The 20,369-nt window shown below is 45.2% G+C and carries 20 protein-coding genes; 7 read left to right on the plus strand and 13 right to left on the minus strand.

From position 1 onward, the window contains the following. Positions 1-56 precede the first annotated feature (56 nt). The 4 genes from OGY08_RS15370 to OGY08_RS15385 form a co-directional block, all read right to left on the minus strand. Positions 57-1,025 carry an IS5-like element IS903B family transposase gene (locus OGY08_RS15370; protein WP_031942297.1) on the minus strand — a complete coding sequence of 323 codons (969 nt, stop codon included), beginning with the start codon at positions 1,023-1,025 and terminating at the stop codon, positions 57-59. A gap of 17 nt (positions 1,026-1,042) precedes the next feature. After that, positions 1,043-2,071, minus strand: coding sequence for a hypothetical protein (locus OGY08_RS15375; RefSeq protein WP_286566021.1), 1,029 nt, complete (start codon positions 2,069-2,071; stop codon positions 1,043-1,045). Positions 2,072-2,293: 222 nt separating this feature from the next. Continuing rightward, positions 2,294-2,647, minus strand: coding sequence for a hypothetical protein (locus OGY08_RS15380; protein ID WP_000769182.1), 354 nt, complete (start codon positions 2,645-2,647; stop codon positions 2,294-2,296). 153 nt (positions 2,648-2,800) lie between these two features. After that, a complete protein-coding gene (locus tag OGY08_RS15385) occupies positions 2,801-3,409 on the minus strand; it encodes a hypothetical protein (protein ID WP_000926374.1) in 609 nt (202 codons plus the stop codon). Between the two features lie 193 nt (positions 3,410-3,602). On the opposite strand from OGY08_RS15385, the gene umuD reads away from it, so the two are divergent. Beyond that, the gene (umuD, locus tag OGY08_RS15390; RefSeq protein WP_000111290.1) at positions 3,603-4,037 is read left to right on the plus strand and encodes a translesion error-prone DNA polymerase V autoproteolytic subunit; all 435 of its coding nucleotides are present in this window, start codon (positions 3,603-3,605) and stop codon (positions 4,035-4,037) included. After that, a complete protein-coding gene (umuC, locus tag OGY08_RS15395) occupies positions 4,027-5,280 on the plus strand; it encodes a translesion error-prone DNA polymerase V subunit UmuC (protein WP_001371894.1) in 1,254 nt (417 codons plus the stop codon). The genes umuD and umuC overlap by 11 nt, the downstream gene beginning before the upstream one ends. Before the next feature lie 45 nt (positions 5,281-5,325). On the opposite strand, the gene OGY08_RS15400 is transcribed toward umuC, so the two are convergent. Continuing rightward, positions 5,326-6,135: a DsbA family protein gene (locus tag OGY08_RS15400; protein WP_000031378.1), complete on the minus strand. Its 810-nt coding sequence runs from the start codon at positions 6,133-6,135 to the stop codon at positions 5,326-5,328. Between the two features lie 370 nt (positions 6,136-6,505). Between OGY08_RS15400 and OGY08_RS15405 the strand changes: the two genes are divergently transcribed. Further along, entirely contained in the window at positions 6,506-6,853 is a 348-nt protein-coding gene (locus OGY08_RS15405; RefSeq protein ID WP_265217445.1) for a hypothetical protein, read from the plus strand. A gap of 59 nt (positions 6,854-6,912) precedes the next feature. Here OGY08_RS15405 and OGY08_RS15410 read toward each other — a convergent pair whose 3' ends face one another. From OGY08_RS15410 to OGY08_RS15420, 3 genes are all read right to left on the minus strand, one after another. Then, positions 6,913-7,173: a hypothetical protein gene (locus OGY08_RS15410; protein ID WP_001439466.1), complete on the minus strand. Its 261-nt coding sequence runs from the start codon at positions 7,171-7,173 to the stop codon at positions 6,913-6,915. Positions 7,174-7,368: 195 nt separating this feature from the next. After that, positions 7,369-7,761: a hypothetical protein gene (locus tag OGY08_RS15415; protein WP_000843243.1), complete on the minus strand. Its 393-nt coding sequence runs from the start codon at positions 7,759-7,761 to the stop codon at positions 7,369-7,371. Positions 7,762-7,785: 24 nt separating this feature from the next. Continuing rightward, positions 7,786-8,535 (minus strand): thioredoxin fold domain-containing protein, encoded by a 750-nt coding sequence (locus OGY08_RS15420; RefSeq protein ID WP_000720274.1) that lies wholly within the window; start codon positions 8,533-8,535, stop codon positions 7,786-7,788. A 147-nt stretch (positions 8,536-8,682) separates the two neighbouring features. Here OGY08_RS15420 and OGY08_RS15425 point away from each other — a divergent pair, with 147 nt between their 5' ends. The 4 genes from OGY08_RS15425 to OGY08_RS15440 all read left to right on the plus strand — a co-directional run bounded on the left by OGY08_RS15425 (position 8,683) and on the right by OGY08_RS15440 (position 11,563). Next, the gene (locus OGY08_RS15425; RefSeq protein WP_000494968.1) at positions 8,683-9,222 is read left to right on the plus strand and encodes a lytic transglycosylase domain-containing protein; all 540 of its coding nucleotides are present in this window, start codon (positions 8,683-8,685) and stop codon (positions 9,220-9,222) included. 82 nt (positions 9,223-9,304) lie between these two features. Next, positions 9,305-9,862, plus strand: coding sequence for an HAD domain-containing protein (locus OGY08_RS15430; protein WP_286566029.1), 558 nt, complete (start codon positions 9,305-9,307; stop codon positions 9,860-9,862). A 123-nt stretch (positions 9,863-9,985) separates the two neighbouring features. After that, entirely contained in the window at positions 9,986-11,047 is a 1,062-nt protein-coding gene (locus OGY08_RS15435) for an HNH endonuclease signature motif containing protein (RefSeq protein WP_000902297.1), read from the plus strand. A gap of 9 nt (positions 11,048-11,056) precedes the next feature. Beyond that, entirely contained in the window at positions 11,057-11,563 is a 507-nt protein-coding gene (locus OGY08_RS15440) for a YrhA family protein (RefSeq protein WP_000654195.1), read from the plus strand. A gap of 122 nt (positions 11,564-11,685) precedes the next feature. On the opposite strand, the gene OGY08_RS15445 is transcribed toward OGY08_RS15440, so the two are convergent. From OGY08_RS15445 to OGY08_RS15465, 5 genes are all read right to left on the minus strand, one after another. Further along, positions 11,686-15,636, minus strand: a complete 3,951-nt coding sequence (locus OGY08_RS15445; RefSeq protein ID WP_000386160.1) for a conjugal transfer protein TraG N-terminal domain-containing protein — start codon at positions 15,634-15,636, stop codon at positions 11,686-11,688. A gap of 8 nt (positions 15,637-15,644) precedes the next feature. Next, on the minus strand, positions 15,645-17,060 hold the full coding sequence (trhH, locus tag OGY08_RS15450; protein WP_001257292.1) for an IncHI-type conjugal transfer protein TrhH: 1,416 nt from the start codon (positions 17,058-17,060) through the stop codon (positions 15,645-15,647). Then, a complete protein-coding gene (locus OGY08_RS15455; RefSeq protein WP_000196727.1) occupies positions 17,050-18,096 on the minus strand; it encodes a thioredoxin family protein in 1,047 nt (348 codons plus the stop codon). Before OGY08_RS15455 ends, trhH begins: the two co-directional genes overlap by 11 nt. A gap of 591 nt (positions 18,097-18,687) precedes the next feature. Continuing rightward, entirely contained in the window at positions 18,688-19,200 is a 513-nt protein-coding gene (locus OGY08_RS15460; protein ID WP_001140952.1) for a hypothetical protein, read from the minus strand. Between the two features lies 1 nt (position 19,201). Continuing rightward, positions 19,202-20,002 carry a hypothetical protein gene (locus tag OGY08_RS15465; RefSeq protein WP_000004208.1) on the minus strand — a complete coding sequence of 267 codons (801 nt, stop codon included), beginning with the start codon at positions 20,000-20,002 and terminating at the stop codon, positions 19,202-19,204. Between the last annotated feature and the right edge of the window lie 367 nt (positions 20,003-20,369).

The raw sequence follows: 20,369 nt of genomic DNA on the forward strand, positions 1-20,369 counted from the left end.
GGCTTTGTTGAATAAATCAGATTTCGGGTAAGTCTCCCCCGTAGCGGGTTGTGTTTTCAGGCAATACGCACGCTTTCAGGCATACCTGCTTTCGTCATTTTGTTCAGCGCTCGTACCAGGGCCATAGCCTCCGCAACCTGACCATCGTAGTCACGCAGCGTCAGTGAACCCCCGAACAGCTGTTTTACCCGGTACATCGCCGTTTCCGCTATCGAGCGACGGTTGTAATCTGTTGTCCATTTCCACCGCGCATTACTCCCGGTCATTCGCTGATTAGCCACTGCACGGTTACGGTCTGCATATTCACCGGGCCAGTAACCCGCACCTTTTCGGGGAGGGATAAGCGCGCTGATTTTCTTACGCCGCAGTTCATCGTGACATAGCCGGGTATCGTAAGCGCCATCGGCGGCGGCTGACCTGATTTTCCGGTGGGTTTGCCGGATTAACCCGGGGAAGGCCTCTGAGTCCGTAACATTGTTCAGCGACAGGTCAGCGCAGATGATTTCATGTGTTTTACTGTCAACGGCGAGATGCAGCTTACGCCAGATACGGCGGCGTTCCTGGCCATGCTTTTTGACTTTCCACTCGCCTTCACCGAAGACCTTCAGCCCGGTGGAATCAATTACCAGGTGTGCGATTTCACCCCGGGTGGACGTTTTGAAACTGACATTAACCGACTTTGCCCGCCTGCTGACACAGCTGTAATCCGGGCAGCGTAGCGGAACGTTCATCAGAGAAAAAATGGAATCAATAAAGCCCTGCGCAGCGCGCAGGGTCAGCCTGAATACGCGTTTAATGACCAGCACAGTCGTGATGGCAAGGTCAGAATAGCGCTGAGGTCTGCCTCGTGAAGAAGGTGTTGCTGACTCATACCAGGCCTGAATAGCTTCATCATCCAGCCAGAAAGTTATGGAGCCACGGTTGATGAGGGCTTTATTGTAGGTGGGCCAGTTGGTGATTTTGAACTTTTGCTTTGCCACGGAACGGTCTGCGTTGTCGGGAAGATGCGTGATCTGATCCTTCAACTCAGCAAAAGTTCGATTTATTCAACAAAGCCGATGGAACGTTCGGACGGAAAAATCTGCTCCACCAGCCCGGGGCTGGTTCGTAAAGTTTCATGAAATTTTTCCATATCAGAGAAGTCGAACCAGCTATCGAGATCGCACCATACGGCCAGCTCTTCATCCACCATCAGCTTTGCCTGAACGACCTGGAGCGGGAGGTGTGATGGAGCGGATTCACCCTTCACGATATTCACTACCTCAACGTCTTTGCCGGTATACAGTTCCAGACTGCCAACGCCATCGTGGATTTTCTTCACATATTCCATGGCTTCTTCTGTAGTGGCCAGACTTGCCGCTGCAACTTCCTCGAAATAGGGCAGCATTCTTTTGCTGGCATTAGCGATTGCCTGCGTTCGTTGTGTGATGATTTTGCTGATGGCTGTGCTGATCTGCCCTTCTTTTAAGGCCGCTTCTCTGATTTGTTCAATGCGGGTATCTGAAATACCAGAGGACAGAGCATTTTGAACTGATCCAATCGCCAGTGAGGTTACCGCCTGCTGCTCTTGTGGGGGCACTAACGCAACGCTAAGGCCCGTCACAGGGTTTTCACGGTCATCTGTACCTAATTGCTCAATCGCAAGGTCACGGAGCCCCTGAGCATCGCTCACGAGGGCTGTAAGCGATGCCTGTAGGCTATTCACTTCTTCCTGAGCTTGTCTGAGTTCAGCATCCCGGATTACCTTATGGTCGGGTTCAAATACAAAACTGGACAGAAAATCCTTAACCAGGAAGCGATGCTCTCGCATTTCTTTGCCACGTTCCCTACGGTTGCCGCTGCTGTCTTCAGTGACAATAGCTACAGTCTGACCGTAAACGCGGGGATGGGCGCGTAGAATCACTGTGTGCAGCTTATCTTCAACGTAACGCAAAGACGTAATGAGCAGCGTATCCCCTGCCACAATACCCTCTTCAGGGATGCTGTCAGTGGACGTCCAGTACTGACCCGCCAGCAAAGAATGAAATCGCTCTAAACGGTCAATGTTATTTTTGCTGACCAGGTCACCCATATACCTTTCCTTCCAGATTCGTATGTTAGGTGAATCATACCAGATTGCACTTACCGTCTAATAACTCAAAAAACACCAACTTCGGCATTCACTAGAAATGAATCCGTCCACTATTATTCATTAATTAAATAGATTCTTAGATATGAATAGCGCATTGCTTTTAAAGCAGGTTTCGCAAAGGGTTAAAAAAGGCTTCTTAAGTGAAGCCTTTAATAATAAATGCTACTTATCTTCAGAGGGATACATTTCCCAGTATTTATTACGTACATTAACAAGGCAATGGTCTGCTGTTTCTGAAGCGCCTTTGTCGCGGTTTACAAAGGCTTCTGCAACTTCATCCAACTTATCCGGTACCGTATTTAATGGTAATGCCTGCTTCAGGTTGGTGGTTACCAGTTCCTTTGCTTTATCATGATTAAGTTCAGTTCGGATGCTTGCATCTTTACAAATATCATCAACCTTACCATCAAGAATAATGTTTGGGATAGGTTCGTTTTCAACTTTATGTGTAGTATTAGCAGAGGAGCCAAAAGCGACTGACATCATCGCACACAGCAGAATATTTTTTAATTTCATAGTTCACTCCATTATGACTATTGATATCTACTTATGAAGTATTAGTTATATCATGTTTGCCGTCAAAACATAGAACCCACTGTTTTGACTTTAAACATATCATGCTACAACGTTTTTTTGCACGTGACTTTAGTAGGCATGATTTATGAGGTTTCAGCAGGACGTCAGATTGTTGTCGATCCAGTATTGATGCAAGCCTACCGTCCATTTCTTCGATAAGGCCGAAAGTAAAAGCGCTAAACCACAGCAGTTACCAGGAGTAAAAATTCGTATGGGATCTGGAGAACCGACTTTAACACTCATAATGAACTCCAGAATGTTGCCATGGCATAGACTATTTCTAAGCCTGACGATATCTGCTTCAGGTTTTTTGCCAGCGTCTATCTTTGCCAACATATTCTTCTCGGCTGGAAATGACAGTAATTCTATCGGCATCCCTTCCTGCTTAGCCTTTCGCATTAAAGCGTTACTCATTACTGACGTACCATCTAAGTCCACCAGTACAGGAACTGACTGCTGAACGTTAACAGTTGATTTCAACTTCAGCGTAACCCTGAGTGATGTTTCGATCCCATTCAGAAAGCTCGTACAGGCCGGTAACCATAGACCATGATGCAGCGCCTCGGTTGCTTGTTTAAAAAACCAGTCAATCACGGGGACAGTGCAATGCTCATAATAGTGATTTACCTCGCTGAACCTTGCCATATAAGCATCGTACTCAGCCTGGTCTTCAGGAGATAAAAAATTTGGTGGGAGGAGCATCAGAATCCTTTCATCCTAGCTTGTATACCTTCTTCGTAGGCCAGCTCGCCATTATCGGTAAAAGATGGTTTTTGATGTTTATGATAAAGCTTAATTTTTCGTCAGGCTTGATAGCGTTACCGGAGAGATTTGATCTTTTCTCTTCAACTCGCAATACTGTTTATACATACAGTACAAGAATTCGAGTGTAGCTATGTCTGTTATCCTTGAGCACATTAGCAACAAGCCTTACGAAATGGCACCTTTTTTCAGTGATTTACTAAGCTGTGGAGTGATGAGTCCGTGCGCCGGGCATGAAGATAATGAATTAAATTTGCATGAATATGTAGTCCGCAACCGCCCCTCAACCTTCTTTGTCAGGGCGGCGGGCCTCAGTATGATCAATGCCGGTATCAATGATGGAGCAATACTGGTTGTGGATCGGTCTTTAACAGCACGACACGGCTCTATCGTCGTTGCGCTGGTGGATGGAGAGTTTACGGTAAAGATCTTACACACGTATCCTGAGCTGCTTTTGATGCCTTCTAATCCAGCCTATAAGCCGATACGTGTAAATCCTGAATCCCTTGAGATATGGGGCGTCGTCACCTTTGCACTGAATCAGTTCAGCCATGTACATGCACGTTGATATTAACGGAGCCTATGCGGCATTTGAGTGTGCGATGGATCCCAAGCTGTCAAAAAAGCCGCTCATCATAGCCAGCAATAACGATTCGTCCGTCATTGCAATGAATAAACTGGCTAAAAGCGTTGGTATTAAGCGTGGGACCCCAATTTTTAAGTGCAGGGATTTGATTCAGCAACACCGGATCGAAGTCCGGAGCTCTAACTTTACTTTGTATGAAGACTACTCAAATCGCTTCCATGAAACGCTGGAAAGCTTCGCGCCTCAATCGAGTCGATATAGCATAGATGAAAATTTCATGTTATTGAAAAACATGAACAAGATAATAGATTATGAAGATTACGGCCGGTTGATCAGAAGTACACTTCTTCATAATCTGTCCCTTACCTGTGGTGTGGGTTGTTCAAGCACCAAAACCCTCGCTAAATTATGCACCTATGCGAGCAAACGATGGGCAGCTACAGGCGGGGTTGTAGTTTTGACTGATCAGGCCAGGATCAGGAAGCTCCTGAGCCTGATCAGTACCAGAGAAATATGGGGTATTGGTCGAAAGATTAGTGAACGCCTGTCGGCTTTCGGGATCATCACTGCCGGTGATTTTTATAATAGCGACGTTCGCTTTTTACGTAAAAGCTTTGGCGTTGAAATCGAGCGTACCTGGCGGGAACTGCATGGCGAACCATGTTTCCGGCTGCACGAGTCTCCTCCTGTCAGGCAACAGATTATCGTTTCCAGAAGTTTTGGTCAGCGCCTTAATGAGATAGGCAAGCTACATGAGGCAGTTTCATTTTTTACCGCCCGGGCGGCAGAGCAGCTGCGCAAGGATGGCTCGTGGACCCGTCAAATCACAGTCTTCATTCAGAGTAGCAATTATGCGCAAGGTGAAAACCGCTACAGCAATTGTGGTATCGAGCCGCTTACCGCTACACAGGACACCCGCGATCTGGTTGATGCAGCCATGACCATCCTGAACCGCATTTACAGACCCGGGATAGCGTATGCGAAAGCAGGGGTAATGCTCTCCGCTATGACTGACGGCACAGAGCAACTCAGCCTGTTTGATACTCGCCCGGCCAGGCCTGGCAGTCAGGCACTGATGAAAGTTATGGACCGGTTCAATAAAGAAAAGCGCGGAGCTCTGTTTTTACTGGGGGAAGGCATTCAACAGGATTTTCGTATGAAGCAGGCCATGCTATCACCGAGATATACGACCCGCTGGGATGAATTACTCGTTGTAAAAGCGTAGCGGCCATGACCGGCATGGCCGTACTCATCAAATGTGAAAGTAACTTTAGGCCCCGCGAGCTTTTTCGATTGCGCCCTGCAAAGTTGCTGCGTCCATAGCCCCGGGGATAAATGTGGTAGTCGCCGCATTCGGCTTTTTCATATTCATAATGATGAAACCGGGTGTGCCGGTGATCCCGAGCGCTTCGCCCAGCTGCATATTGCCGGAGATCACGTTTTCATACCGGTTTTTTTCCCTGTCAGAAAACGTGCTGTTAAACCCTGACTTTTCCACCACAGTATTAAAGTCAGTGAGTTCGAATTTGCGTTGAGAGGTCATGAAGGTATGAGCCACAGCCATCAGGTTGTTGTGGTACTTACGATAGGCTTCAGCACCGAAATTCTGATAGACGTGCAGACCCGTAGCGGCCCCCATGGCAGATACAGGTTTTGAACCGGCAAAAATCGGGAATTCTTTAAAGAAGAATTTTACATCTTTGCTCTGATTCATTACCGATTCAACAACAGGTGTAACCCGCATGCAGTAAATACACTGATAGTCGAAGAACTCGATTACCGCGACGTCGGCGTCATCAGGGCCGATGTTTGGCGTCTCCTTGGTATCCAGCAGAGCTGGCGCATATGGAATTATTCGTTCCACTGAGGCACTCACGTTCTGATTTTCCAGCGCCTTACCTGCTTCCACTAAATAATGGGGATTTTTTACCAGGTAAGTAGCGGCAATTTTGCCAATTTCTTCCTCACTGAGCACCTTCGGTTTAAAATAAGTTGCCGTGATTAACGCCGAGGCAGCGGTAGCAATAACCGCAGAAATTAAAATCGTGGCCATCGGTTTTAAATAAAATTCTTTAGACATAGCTACCTTTATGCTTTTCAGCCTGTTAGTTATTAACCTGCGATGGATTATACTGGCCCGGTAAATCGGAATTATTCGTGAAACAATGCTTTTTGGAGATTAAAGGATGATTAGGCAGGGCTTTATACTCACAACCGCAATGCTTTTGAGTGGATGCGGATATCATTTCGCAAACCAGGTAGATGCGTACGATCTAATGCCTCGTCCTGTTACAAATAAAAGGTTTCAGATAGTCCCTCCGGACGAAAGTATTCAGTCCAGAATGTTTTCAGGCCGTTTTGCTGATGGATTAGCAAAAAAAGGAGTCATTATTTCCACTCACCAGCCAGATTATGTGCTCAGGTTCCGAATCAGCAGCTCACAGGAGAACATGCAGTATAGCGAGCAGCTTCTTACTGGGGTGACAGGCTACGTTGTAGATAAAAAGACAACGAGAACTGACAAGCATGGCGAATTGCATACTGACTATGACTACAAGCCAGTCGATGGGGTAATAGGCACTGAGACGATGTCGCAGATGCACTATATGCGACAGCTGGATGTCGAGGTATACCCGTCAGCGAAAGGAGCAAAGCAGGTTCTGAAAGTGAGTATGCAAAGCAATGCACCTGTGCCGTCAGACAGCATTGCTTATTCAGCAATGATCGACGCCTTTGCTGATAAATTTGATGCGCCGCTGCGTTCCGGAAATTATGTTGCAGTGATCCCCTGGAACTGAAAGCAGACGGCGGGAAGAGAATGTTCAAAAGTGACTTTTGGACACGCACATTAACGTGGCTATCGCCCTCCCCCATTAAAATCATAAAGTCGGTAAAGATCGCCCATCGTGATGGAATTGGGCTTATTAATGAACAGATACTGTAACTGTTCTTTATGTTGAGTACTGGCAGCTGCATTCATAAGCACTTCCAGGTAGAACTTGTAGCCTATGCTTCGCTCTGAATACATATACTGGAACTGCATCAGTAAAATGCCTGACATAACATACAACAGCAGCAGACTGAGTAATACAGTGCTATCAGGCTGTTCCAGTGCCATACTGACATACCCTGAACCCAGAATGCACAGAAGCCACCCCGTCATTAGAGCAGGCACCCTACGACTCAGACGTTTATAACAACGTTTTATTACGGGATCCCGGAGATACTTTTTGTCAGGTATCCCCGTTGCTCTGATGACGAAGCTACTGAGTATCGACATCTTTTTTCCTTCTGGACGCTCTCAGTCAATAAATCAGGCCAGGCGCTCATTGAAAGCTACCACGAGCTGCGAATCGGGATTTTTTACCAGTTCGGGCCGGATAACTTTTAGTTGCCTCGTTGGGGCGAGCTCATCTGTAGGCCTGATGGTGGTATTACCCGGCCCCTTGCGGGTACTGTCGGTGTTTACCTTGAGCTTTTTATTTCCCAGGTAGCTTTCCATCTTTTTAGAGATGGTGTCACCTGTGGTCGCAACACCAGAGAGTTCCTTTAGATGTTCACCTTTATCCATTTGTACCGATGACATCAGAAATCCGATTCCGGGATCGTTTTCCGTTCCACAGGCTCCGTACTGACATTGTGCAGCGAAAACGGGCTGTACACCTACAGCAACCAGCATTAACGTACTCAGTAAAGTAGATTTCATACACACCTCTTACAGTCGGAAAAGTTACTTTTGCGCAGCGCCCATTTGGGTCACCAGGTTTTCCGGGCTCAGCCACCCCGTAAATAACTGCGGTTTGCCGCTTAGTGTCACCATGGTAGGAGTACCTTGCAGCGGGATTGTTGAGGCCACCTGGAAATGCGATTTGATAATGTTTAAGCAAGCCTCATCAGGACGTCCTTCCGGGATAGTTGAAACCGGATTCATCGCTGCATCCAGAGCTTCGTTTGGCTTTGCTGAACACCAGATTTTGGCCATGTTCCCGGCTACTACCGAGTTCAGTCCTGCACGTGGGAATGCAAGAAACTTAATCGAAATACCGGCATCAAGATAAGACTTCAGATCATGATGCAGTTTTTGGCAGTATCCACAGGTTATATCGGTAAAGATAGCAAGCCGGTATTTTTCGTTTGGTGATTTGTAGTCGATGGATTTTGTTTTGGATGCGAATTCCCGGACGCCCATTAAAATGGCCTGCTCAGTGGTGTTTACCACATCTTTACCTTTCACGTGGAATAAGCTTCCGGTAAAAATGTAATCTCCGTCTTTGCTCACGTAACTTACCCCCTCCCTGGAAATCACCGTAAAAATATCTTTTACTGGCGAGGGTTCGACGTGCTCGATTGAAAGCCCAATGGCTTTGAGCTTATCCCGGGCTGCATCTGGCAGTACCATTGTATTAACCGGCTCGGCATTCATCGTGAAGGCGGTACTTAATGAAAGAAGTAATACCGATGCCTTAATAATTTTTTTCATTTCCGCTCCTTAAATCGAGCACTAATATTATCACGCCCCAAAATTCCAGAATTTTGCTTAAACGCTTAAATCAACGGGTAAAGCCGAAAGAAAGTCGATAGATATATGGGAGAATAGATAAAACGTAGATTCAGTGGAGAAATCGTTGTGTTTACACCACCAGCAGATGATGTGAAACCTATTCCCGTTCCTGATGAGATTTACACTCAGTGCATTACGGATGCCGCCCGCTACTTCGGAATTGATGCTGAACTGGTTTTTACGTTGTTTGACAATGAAGGCGGTAAGGTTGGTACTTTCAGCAGGAATACTAACGGCACTTATGATATTGGCCCAATGCAGATCAACTCATCCAATCTACCTGAAATAAAAAAGCATTTCCCGACGGTAACGTGGCGGGTTCTGGCTTACGATGCTTGCGCAAGTTTCTGGGTTGGAACATGGTGGCTCTATAGAAAAATTGTTGATCGCAAGGGCAATGTGTTTGAAGGGATTGCAGATTACAACAGCAAAACCCCAAAGGTACGTGCAAAGTACATATTTAACTTCATGGTAAAGTACAATCGCCGGATCCAGCAGCGTAACGGGATGGGTGAGCTTTATCAATGGACCCAGCAACCTCCTCGATACAATGGCCATATAGCTAAAAATGTCCCGGAGCAAAACCCGACTCCTGTTGTTAAATAAATACAACCCGATATTACAGAAGATCATCGAGTGGCTTGGGTAAACCACCACAAATATTTCACACTGACTCAGGAGTAATATATTGTCTTCTTCTGCAAGAAATTTATTTAAGATTCTCTCTTCTTTCTTGATCCAGAAAAACCCTCATCATGAAGAAGTATGTGTTCATGAAGAAACAACAGCTGGTTTATGGGCCCCTCTCCCTGATTCGCATGTCGTGCTTTTCTTAGATTTCGATGGGGTTTGCCACAGGTGTAAAAATGAAACCTTTGAGCGAATGCCACTGTTAGATAAATTGCTGGATAACTGCCCTGCCATGGTGATTGTTATCTCCAGCTCATGGCGTGAGTGCGCTAATACAAGTTATCTGAAATCTCTGTTCCGGGTGCCTTATAGAGACAAAATCATAGGTGCAACCGGTTCGGTATATTTAAAACACGGACAGACTGGTGTGCGGGCTGCCGAGTGTGAGGACTTTGTCTTTTCACATCGAGTTAAAGCATTTATCTGCCTTGATGACGACGAATCATTATTTCCGGCCGGTTATCCGCATTTGCACAAAACCGATTATTACACGGGCCTCACCGAATCTGACCTTGCAGCTCTTAACGCAAGGTACCATCAGCTCATGGGACGCTGATGAACAAAGTAACTTTCCTTTTACCCTGTCACTGCTGATCTCGTACGCCCATCCACTTTAGGATTGATTGTTTTATACCATACGCAATAATGTCTCATATGAATTCGACAAGAAAGGGACATTATGCTGCATCACTGTCAGGCTAAGTCACTGGATGACATATACCTTGAGGATATTCCCCACATCATACATCCGGCCACGGCGGTACATGACCTCGAAGATACCGCCCTGCCAAACCGGATTATTCAGGAATGGAATTTACCGCAGGGATATACACAGTTTGTCAGCCGGTATCACCAGTTCCACCATCAACGCCCCTGGCTCGCTTACCGCGATACGCTTGACGACATCAGATACGGTAAGATCGTTCTGCTTAGAAAAGACATAACCGGCAATGCCGGGCCGGGGGTTATATCAAATGGCAACCTACGCAATGACCTGCCCCTGTCCCTCTTTACCCGTCTGCGCGATATCATCTCTCGTCAGTTGAAACGCCCGGGGTATTACGTTCGATCAACGACACCAGCACAGCACGCCCAATCAACAAAAACCATTAATTCCAAAGCGGCTGGTCGTCTTCTCGCAGCTGGCGGGCTTTATAATGGAAATGTGGAGGGATTTCGACATACGGCTGAACAACTTGGCGGCGAAGCTGTTGAAGGCTATGACCAGGTATTGAACGAAACAACTTCAGGTATGCTGGTTGCAGCGGCTTCACTTCTGGTTATCCGAAATCCAAGGTCTGCGGATGAATTGACAAGTTATCTCGGCAAGTACAAAAAAGCACACGTTTTGCTCGATGATATGAATGTTAGCGAATTGAACTACATGCGCCGAGACAGAGCTGAATATTTAGCTCTCCGTGGACAATTCAACAATACTGTACGCCCTAACTTCCTTAAATCACTTTCAGACCACCCAGATGCCCTGGCTACGTTTGAACCTAACGATTTGATGAAACTTGCAACAGGCAAGGTCCCCTCTGGGTGGCAGGTTCACCACAAGATCCCTCTTGATGATGGTGGCACAAACGCTATAGACAACCTGGTACTTATTCAGAATTCACCATACCATTCAGCACTGTCGAAAGCACAATCCATCATTACGAAGGATCTACCGTATAATTCAAGCACCAAAGTTCTATGGCCATCGCCGAACGGTGTTATCTACCCGGTAGGAAAGTAAGAGGCGCTCATGAAAGATTTAACTCAACTACTCAGCAGCTTAAAGAGGTTGATGGTTGCAGATCACTACCCTTTAGCCAGCCCGGTAGCCCCGGAAGTCTTGAAAGACTTAATCTGCAATCCGCCTCCAGTGGAGTGGGCAGATCACAAAAAGAGCGCCTATATAGATATACAGAAACTCATTAAAACCAGGCTTGATTATGCCCAAGTGTTTAATGCTATGGATGGTTTTGAGTACAACGGACTTACGTTTTATAACCTTGTTCAGGCAGAGAACGAAAATCTATTGTGGTCAAATATTTACATACGCAACTTTGAAGCACGAGACAATGAAATCTACGTTGACCCAAATCTCACTGATAAGGTGTTAATCGGAGAAGATGGCATGTCACTTTTCGCTTATAGTTTTGCAGACGACTGCTTTCAGATAAGAGACAAAGCATCTACTGATTATGTTATTGAATCTCATACAGAGTTTGATAGATTTTTGTCTTCACTGATTCAAACCGTCAGTTGAATGTTCCGCAAGAGCGGTACTTCTGAAAAAAAGGCCGCAAACACATACTTTGCGGCCTTAATTGTTTAGCAGTAATTTACAATCTATTGATAGTCATTTCAGGAGGTTATATTCAACCTCCCTTATTTTTTATTTTCATTAAGCCACTGATCCGCTTTATCGACACGTGACTGGTAAGGCTCATTTGTGTTGCTCAGCTCTGACTTCATGTACTGAATGAATTCATCTGCTTTCTGAGGCCCAAAGCGTGGGTCATCCGTCAATTGCTGCCGGATAGCCCTTTCAGAGTTCTGCGCTGCATTCGCATAAGTCGAAACGCCGTCGCTGCTAATACTCTGATACCGGTCACTTACAGCTGCGACGCCATCAGACATCTGCATGTGATTAAGGACTTTACCCTGGAGAGAATCAGGCATATTTGCAGGGTTAGAGGCATCATTTGCTATCGATGTCTGGGTTTGAAGGATGCCCGCTCCCGTAAGCATCTCATTTACCGGTTTCGCCCCAACGCTGGTTAGCGTATCCGAAACAAATTGCTGGCCCCCGAGTAGCGCACCAGAAATCGCGCCCCGCTCAGTGTTGGCCTCTATCTTTTCCCCAACCAAGCGATCTGTGACGGTCTGAGTGCGGTTACCAACGAGACCACCGCCCGACCCACCTTCTCCCAGGTTTGCCCGTACGACTGACTCAAGTGAACCATCAGCTCTGTTATGAGTGTTGAAACTGCTATGGATGCTCTTAACGTCATTCATACTCCAGTTAACGTTATAGTTACCCAGTTCATTAAGGATCTTCTGGGTATCCGCTTTGAGCTGCTCTCTTTCGGCACCGGTAGCCATGGTGCTGGCACCATAGGTAAAGACAGCTTGCTGTGCCAATTCAGCTCGCTTATCGTCCCGGCTTAAGTTCGGGTTGTTGGCAACACGACTAAAGTAGTTATCAGTGTTATTAGATAAGCCACGAACTTGCCCGCTCTGATACATACTGTTCAAAGCAGTGGCTCGTTGATCCATTCCATCACCAACCACCCGACCTCCAACCTTTTCCAGATCGTTAAATGTGCCTTCTGCATTTCTGACATCCTGACCCGAATTGACGACTTTCTCTACACCCTGATTATTCAGTACAGGTCCATTCTTTTCGAGAGAATTAAGCACATTCCTTTCTTCATCAGAATAAGTGCGGCCCACGTTGTTGTTATGTATTCCCTGAATATCGCCTTTGCCCGCGTTATCAAGGTTATACGGAGTAAAGCCAGCTTCACTTTTTCCAGGGACATGCTGTGTCGCGTCCTGAGCGTTGGAGGAAAGACCGAGTTTAGCCTGCGAATCTACACTTCCACCCAGTTCCCCTACGCGTGACGCACTCATCACGCCAGACGTATTTACGCTGTCAGGAGTTCTATCCTGTGCCTGAGTGATAGTATTAATTCCTGACCCGTCACCTGAAATTCTGTCGAGCTGATTGGTGATAGGTAGCAGCTGCTGTGCATTACCACCGAAGTCGGAAACCAGACTTTTAAGCAGGCTGGAGGTTTCACGGAGATCCTGTTTATTACTTTCGGCCGTCTCTCCCCGGGCGGTATCAATCGCAATTTTTTGCTCACTGAAATCTCGGGTTGCAGCCACAAGCGCGTCAGTACGTTGAAGCTGCGATCCAAGCTGATTACTGGCCTTGAAGGTATCGTTATAGGAGTTGAATTTCTCCATAAACGCATTCTCATCCAGCCCATTCTTACGAGCAAAATTCCTTACATCATCATCACTGAAGTTTTTGTTGCGAATAGAATCGGAGAACCTGTCCAGGTTAATGCTTTGTTTAGAATCAAGGCTCATTCCACTATTGGAGCTTGCGTTAGTCGAAACCGATGTAGAAATATTTTGCGCCATCGTCTGTGTCGCCTGGTTCATTTTCGACGATGCTTCTTTAAACGCATTAGTATTGGATATCTGATCGCTGCTTACCTGAGACGCCGCTTTACTGAACTGGTCAGTTAACGCAGAATCCTGGCTAAGCTGATTCGTGATTGCTTTTGAAAGGTCATTTGAAAGCGAGTCACTGCCTGTATTGGTCTTAGATGCACCGCTACTCAATTGCCCTGCTACAGCCGCTTTCAGCCCGGCTCCATTGCCAGTTCCAACACCTCCATTAAGCCCAGCGTTGAGAATAACATTTGAAGCAATGCTGGCCATCTGAGACGCACTCACCCCATGTTTCGTTGCAATACCTTCTGCTACAGAGGCACCAATCTTATCCGAGATCTGCTTCATTGTTTGCAGGTTGGTTGAGAACTGCTGGCTCGACTGTCCTGACCTTCCAATTTCGCTCATCTGACTGTAACCAGCCTGGAATGAATTACTTGCCGCACTCATAACTGATGAGGTTACAGCTGATCCTTGTCCCTGGCTGTTAGCGATACTTGAACCAGCATTCCACATTCCAAGACGGAAATTACTTGAATCAACTGCGCCGCCATCGCTGTATCCCTGACCGGTACTGGTTAAGGCGGTTCGTGTCACGTCACCAAATGAAGATTTACCGCTGTTAGGGCCATCCCATACTTTGGGCGTTACATGACCAGTATCCACCGGCGCATCGGGGGTCACTCCCTTAACCGCATTCATCATCGGGTGAATCGACTGTGTCATCAGGAATAATGTGAGTACCGGAATCAGAGCATAGAGGGCGGAAGCAACAGACAGGTATGAACTGTATGTTTCCGCAAGCCCTGGGAGTCCCATCCACGTGACGGCATTATTCTGGCTGTTGAGGGTGCTCCAGGTATCCAAGTCGGCCGTCGCGACTTTCTTCACATACGCGTTGACCATTACTGCCGTAAGCGGCCACATATTCACGAAGAGGATAAGTTGCAAATATTTCGCCGCAGCGGCAACACCATTACCACCTAACGCCAGCAGCATAAGCAAAGCAAATGGAGCAACCATATAAGCAAACATTTCAAGGAATGCGATTGCTGCTCCCGACAGTTGTAACCACAACTGGCCCTGTGAAGCCATTGTGTTGGTTCGCTTCAGAGAAGCCTCAAACAACTGCATATCGGAAGCCAGACCGAGTGGGGTCTTATATTTGCTTGCGCCATTTCTGAGCTCATTCATAATGAACAGGTTCAGGGTGGCGTCATACGAACCAATAGCCTTACCGTACATACCATTTGCTGACGCCATAACATCAGTAAAGCTTGCGCCGGTAGGTGCACCATTTGCTTCGTCTGGAGTAAGGATGCCGTTTGTCTGTCCTATAAGGGAAATAGTCTGGCGAGCTTCAGCTGTACTGGTAACCTGTTTCACAGTTGACCAGACCTCATCACACGTACCAGATTTTGAACCGTTAGCGCCAACAATACTGGCAGAGGCATTCTTCAGTGCGCCTTTCATCGCCTGATTAATCCGGTCCATGCTATCTGCCAGATTAGCTGAGAAAATATCGTTAAAAATAGTTTCTTTACCGGCAATATTTGCGCTTGAGTTTTGGGTAGCCTTCAGGCAGTTGTATGCAAGAGACTGAACGGTAGCACATACGTTCATTGGCCCTAGCCCGCTGGCCGGTTCAGGAAATGCGGAACAGTAGCCCTGGCTATCGCCGCCCCATTGCAAAAACTTCACGAATCGGATCATCGGACCGAGGGTGATGTCATCGTCCAGAGTTGTTGCAGACAGGTCCACCGGAGAAAGCGGATCAAACGCTGTTTTATAATCCTTCAGCAAACCCTGGCTTAAGTTAGTGGTGACGGTTGCCATCGCAGCAATAAAAATTGGAATTCCGTCGACGTTTCTGACCTCTCCCGACTTTACAGATTCAATAGTTACATCCACTCGAACCATTGCCATCATGAAAAGGATCAACCCCAAAAACCAGGAGAAAAACGGTAATTCATTTTTGGTCGGAGCCTGAAGCCATAGCCACGTTTTATAGAATAGGCTCACACCTGCTACAACGGCGGCCGTGGTCAGGAACTCTTTTACACCAGTATATTGAGAAAAGATCAGGGCAATACCGGTAAAAGCCGACCAGACAAAATCAATATCACCCAGGGTATATATGTTGTAATCCATGTCAGACCTCAGTTACGTGTGCCACGAATACTTTCAGTGAAAGCCTTCCGTTGCAGGCGACGGTTATCCCAGGTTGAAATGACGTCCGAGCTGGTACCGACCTGGCTGTGCGATAGCTCATAGGCGGCTTTAACCTGTTTTGAGAGATTGTCTGTTAATCGGTTGAGATCATCCCTTTTACCCGACAGCGACTCACTCGGTATGCTCATGGTTGAAATTTTGGCCTCAACCTGGCGCAACATGTTGATTACGAGGCTCGTCGCAGCAATAGTGCTGATGTCCTGAATGTATGCGTACCCTTCCGGTGCTTCGAATGTTTGCAAAGAGTCGATAATGGTCGGGATGCCGATATAGGAGATAATGCGTAATTCATCATCTGAAACACGAACGTCGTTGATGATTTTTTTCTGTACGTTTAAAAGAAGATCAGAAATGGTATCCTTCAATCCCTTAAAACCACCGTCATTAACTTCTGACATGACAAGGCACTGAGCCTTTCGTGGGGATGATGGATCTGGTGCCGGAGAACACTTGAGCATTTTAATTGATCCGCCAGCTGGTGGCCCCATGATGTAATCCGTGACAGTCATGGTAGACGGGCGGACTTCCATTCCCGCTTTTTCGCCTTTGCTATCCCAGTTGATAATGACAGTACCTACGAGAGACATAAGTTGTTCTGCCAGTTTATAACCGGATAACTCCGTTACCCCTCCGATGTTCATCGTTCCCTTATCAATATCCATGAACGACATATAGAAGAGGTTACCACTGAATTTTTCAGCGAACTCTTCGGGATCCTTTGCTTTAACCTGAGAAGTGACAGCTTCAGGTGACTTTGTCATCGATGAGCCAAAATCAGGAATAAGACCATTAATCGATCCCAGAATTGAGGCTGGTCCAGAGCTAACTGAGTTAGCGAACTGGCTTGGCGTACCCACGTTTTCAGAAAGGAAAGAGTAAGTTGCATTGCATGAATCTTTCGCAAATTTATTTAGCGCTTGCAGTTTGTTTTGGATGTCATTAATCGTTGCAGCACAGTCAGCACAAATAGCTGAAACAGCAACGTTAAAAGCATAGATAGCCGCACCCTGGGCAATACCACGGGCCACCTGCACAAGCTGGTCCCCGTTGATCATGCTGAAGGACCCAAGAAAAACGTCAATACCGTTACAACCGACAGAAGCTTTTGGAAACGACATGGAAACAAGGTTGGTATTAACGTTTGTTGTTCGGTAAGACATTGACCCGCCAACTATGCCTGTACGGGTTGCTGTGGAAAAGGTGGCCGGGCTGGTAGACGTCATCATGCCATTGAAAATGTTACGCATTGCGTTGTCTGCATTTGCAGTCGGGGCTAAAATTGCAGCACAAACAGAAAGAGACAAAAGTAACTTTTTGAAGTTGAAAACGGCATTACTGCGCATAAGTGCCTCCAAAACTGCCGCCAGCATTGAGATAATTGACCGGATCGGCCGTAGGCATGTCATAGCCTTCGAGTTTTTGGTCCATTATTTTTTGAAGTAGGAATGGGTCTGATTCCATTTCGGATTTATTAACGGTAATAACGCCATCATCGCCGATGGTATATTGCCTTTTAATATCTAGAGTTGACTGGAACGAAGCGTCATCGATCAGATTCATGCCCTTCGCGGCAAGTATAATAGTGTTCTTTAATTCATCAGCGGAGATCATGCCTTCACTAATGCGCTGAGCTGATGTCCCATCCTTTGAAACCAGGAAAATTGTAGGTACCTCTCGAATTTTAAATTGATCAATAATTTGTGCGTTGGGGATGTTAAAATCCTGAAAAAGGCCATTATGCAATGGCCTTCCATCCATACTGATTGGAAGAATATCTACCGAATAATAGTTCTGCATAAATTGAAGTATTTGGCTTTCTTCGTGGCAAAACTGGCAAGTACTCTGGAAAAAGAAAAATAAACCTGACTTAGTAAAGATATCTTTCATTACCGTTTGCTGATTTTTTTCAACAACAGTGCGGTGAGCATCCAGTGCCACCTTTTCCACTGGTTGCCTGCGTTTTTCAGACATCATCGGGTTTTTAAGAAAATAATCTTTTGATTTGTCAGAAAAACGCGTACTGATATCCAGCATTAACCTTTGCGCCGTGTAATAACGTGATAGATTTTCTGCGGTAGGGTTATCCATTGCCTGCGTTAACAGTCGAGGCATATTCTCTTTTAGCCATTTTGAATTTAAATCTACCATTTCCTCTTTTGAAGGCGAGCTAGCAGCACCGGTTGGTGGCAAAACCTCTTCTTCTTCAGCTTCGCTTTTTTTAGCAGGATCGTCATACCAGAAGAAACCCTTCTTATAAGCCTGGCCAGATACAAAGGGCGTATCTTTTATTAGGGGTTGCTCAGGGCTGGCGTGGGCACCAGTAATTACCAAAGACATAAGCAAAACCATCTTTGAAGGCGCTAATGCAATACGAGTCATAGACCGTTCTCCTTTTCTGATGCGGTTATGATGGCATACAAAAAAAAGGTTAGAGCTCGTATAGCATGGTCGTTTTTATGTTGAAAAGGACGGAAAAGGAGTGCTGACTAAGAAGATAGTCTCGGTGATGGAAAGATCATCCATCTTGCACGTTGTCAAAAATCCGGTGTAACAAAAACATGGTTTTATCGAATATCTAAAAGCAAATATTGCTTTGAAAACAGGTGTATTTAGAGCTGAAAAAAATCATCACAAGTAATGCTGTTTCTATATTTCAAAAAAGGAATAGCTAAGGATCAAAGAAGCGAACTTAGACAAGAATATAAAATATATTAATTGAAAGCGATTAAGAAGTCGTCATGCATAGAAGGTTTTGAGAACCTAAGTAGTTTTACGTTTTCAACAGAAAAAAAGGTGCACATTTTTGGAACGAAGAAAAACTGAATAAAGAAAAATCAAATTATATCTTTACTTGTCAAGAGTTGATATTTAAGTTGTAACTAATATTTGATTGTAAAGCAAACAACAGAATTTGACTTAAGTCAATATTTAGATTCAGACAAGGCAAGTTTCGCGATATCTTTTTTAAATTTAATCTAATTCTTCTTGAGAATACCTCTCTATGGCTGAAGCAGTTGAAGATAATCTGCAACGTGGACAATGAGCATCATTTGTCACTGGCACAATGTATGGGCGTTTACATTTTTCGCAGGCACCTAGTTCTTCAATTTCTTTCATAGAAGTAAGGATTTCTATTATTTTATTAACTTCCGGTGCGCATACAAAGTATCCCAGATTATGAAGGACACTCATTATTCGGTTGAAGTCAATTTGCCGAAAACTCGCTTCCGGATTTATTGGATCAAAACCAAAATAGTTAACTGCGACATCAATAACAGCAGAAAAGGCTCGGCGGTTATCTGTGCGTTTGCTCCAGCCCCGGATACCTTTTTTGAGTTTTGTTTTTGCACCAGGCTCAAAATCGATATTTTCAGCAACATGATTACCGTACAAAATTCGTATTGTATTTTTATTTGCCCCAAGCGACATAGTTCTTGCTGCTCGCAATAGAGCATTAGCTTTTGTTTGATCGACCTTTGCCATATCAATAATCCTTTAACATAACTTTATTTGTTAAAGTGTTGAACACATCCTGACGGTGACTGGTGAACATAGTGTCATAACGTAATAGTTCCATCAAATCATCACTAACTTTTCCTAACCGGATGTCAGCAGACAATTCATAAGCCCAGGCAAAAACTTTCGTTTTAAGTGAAACACTCTCTTCAATATGCCCTTGTGAGAAAGCAATTGTACGTGGGAAAAGAACAACATCGTTAATTGTTTTTAACGATGAATAACCAATGTCTTTAATAGCATCAGCTGTAGTTGGTTTTAAACCAAAGAAAATACTTACAAACTCTGGTGCGAGCATTGAGATAAAGAACACCTGCATAAAGTAGTCATTCTGTATATCAACACATTTAGAACGCAACTCATGAATCTTCTTGGGATTATAGATATCCACTGTACCATTCAGAAAAGTCACTTTTTCACCGGCATCGTAAATACCATAGTCAATATCATTTGTATCATATTCACGAATTACATTGGAATCACCGTCCAAGACCGCAGAAAAAAACCTCTCCCATGTAATTTCCTTTCCGAGTGTACGCGGAACCAAAAAACTACCTGGACGTGTTTCCACTTCAAAAGCTAAATCAGCGGCTGTACTAAATCCTTTCCCAAATAGGCGACGCTGGAGAAGAGGAGTCCCAGTTTGATATGCAGAAGATCCATGCACAGGCAATAACATTAAAAATGCACGGTAACTACGAATAAGCGAAATCTCAGTGCGGAAAAGTTTACCGAGTAAGCTACGAGTTAAATTATCAGATTCTGACATGTGCTGATTGTCCTTGCGCCATTACAATTGTTCAAATCTTCAACATGGATTTTTTGTTAGGTGTTCGGTAGGGTGAAAAGTAACTTTTAGTATTTTCTTAAGGCTTGAATAAGCCTTAAATCTATCCCTTCAACCACACCGCTTACTTGTAACACTTTTTAACCAAACTAACCAGAATTTTATCAAAAATTCCTGCGCATGCTAACGAAATGTGAAGCGATTAAAAAAAAACCTAAATCCAGCCCCTCCCAACGTTGGATTAGAATAACGACGTCTTTCACTGACCGTCATAAACTGACATTTTTACTTTTCATCAACCTCATGCTTACATAGGATCACTAAACAAAGAAAAGTGACCCTATGAATG

It is taken from the genome of Citrobacter sp. Cpo069, from assembly GCF_030332785.1.
GTDB classification, from domain to species: domain Bacteria; phylum Pseudomonadota; class Gammaproteobacteria; order Enterobacterales; family Enterobacteriaceae; genus Citrobacter; species Citrobacter portucalensis.

What these genes read in the sequence shown, in the direction of transcription:
- OGY08_RS15375 (WP_286566021.1), bottom strand. Translation starts at nt 2,071, where the DNA reads ATGGGTGACCTGGTCAGCAAAAATAACATTGACCGTTTAGAGCGATTT.
- OGY08_RS15380 (WP_000769182.1), bottom strand. Translation starts at nt 2,647, where the DNA reads ATGAAATTAAAAAATATTCTGCTGTGTGCGATGATGTCAGTCGCTTTT.
- OGY08_RS15385 (WP_000926374.1), bottom strand. Translation starts at nt 3,409, where the DNA reads ATGCTCCTCCCACCAAATTTTTTATCTCCTGAAGACCAGGCTGAGTAC.
- umuD (WP_000111290.1), top strand. Translation starts at nt 3,603, where the DNA reads ATGTCTGTTATCCTTGAGCACATTAGCAACAAGCCTTACGAAATGGCA.
- umuC (WP_001371894.1), top strand. Translation starts at nt 4,027, where the DNA reads ATGCACGTTGATATTAACGGAGCCTATGCGGCATTTGAGTGTGCGATG.
- OGY08_RS15400 (WP_000031378.1), bottom strand. Translation starts at nt 6,135, where the DNA reads ATGTCTAAAGAATTTTATTTAAAACCGATGGCCACGATTTTAATTTCT.
- OGY08_RS15405 (WP_265217445.1), top strand. Translation starts at nt 6,506, where the DNA reads ATGCAGTATAGCGAGCAGCTTCTTACTGGGGTGACAGGCTACGTTGTA.
- OGY08_RS15410 (WP_001439466.1), bottom strand. Translation starts at nt 7,173, where the DNA reads ATGGCACTGGAACAGCCTGATAGCACTGTATTACTCAGTCTGCTGCTG.
- OGY08_RS15415 (WP_000843243.1), bottom strand. Translation starts at nt 7,761, where the DNA reads ATGAAATCTACTTTACTGAGTACGTTAATGCTGGTTGCTGTAGGTGTA.
- OGY08_RS15420 (WP_000720274.1), bottom strand. Translation starts at nt 8,535, where the DNA reads ATGAAAAAAATTATTAAGGCATCGGTATTACTTCTTTCATTAAGTACC.
- OGY08_RS15435 (WP_000902297.1), top strand. Translation starts at nt 9,986, where the DNA reads ATGCTGCATCACTGTCAGGCTAAGTCACTGGATGACATATACCTTGAG.
- OGY08_RS15440 (WP_000654195.1), top strand. Translation starts at nt 11,057, where the DNA reads ATGAAAGATTTAACTCAACTACTCAGCAGCTTAAAGAGGTTGATGGTT.
- OGY08_RS15445 (WP_000386160.1), bottom strand. Translation starts at nt 15,636, where the DNA reads ATGGATTACAACATATATACCCTGGGTGATATTGATTTTGTCTGGTCG.
- trhH (WP_001257292.1), bottom strand. Translation starts at nt 17,060, where the DNA reads ATGCGCAGTAATGCCGTTTTCAACTTCAAAAAGTTACTTTTGTCTCTT.
- OGY08_RS15455 (WP_000196727.1), bottom strand. Translation starts at nt 18,096, where the DNA reads ATGACTCGTATTGCATTAGCGCCTTCAAAGATGGTTTTGCTTATGTCT.
- OGY08_RS15460 (WP_001140952.1), bottom strand. Translation starts at nt 19,200, where the DNA reads ATGGCAAAGGTCGATCAAACAAAAGCTAATGCTCTATTGCGAGCAGCA.
- OGY08_RS15465 (WP_000004208.1), bottom strand. Translation starts at nt 20,002, where the DNA reads ATGTCAGAATCTGATAATTTAACTCGTAGCTTACTCGGTAAACTTTTC.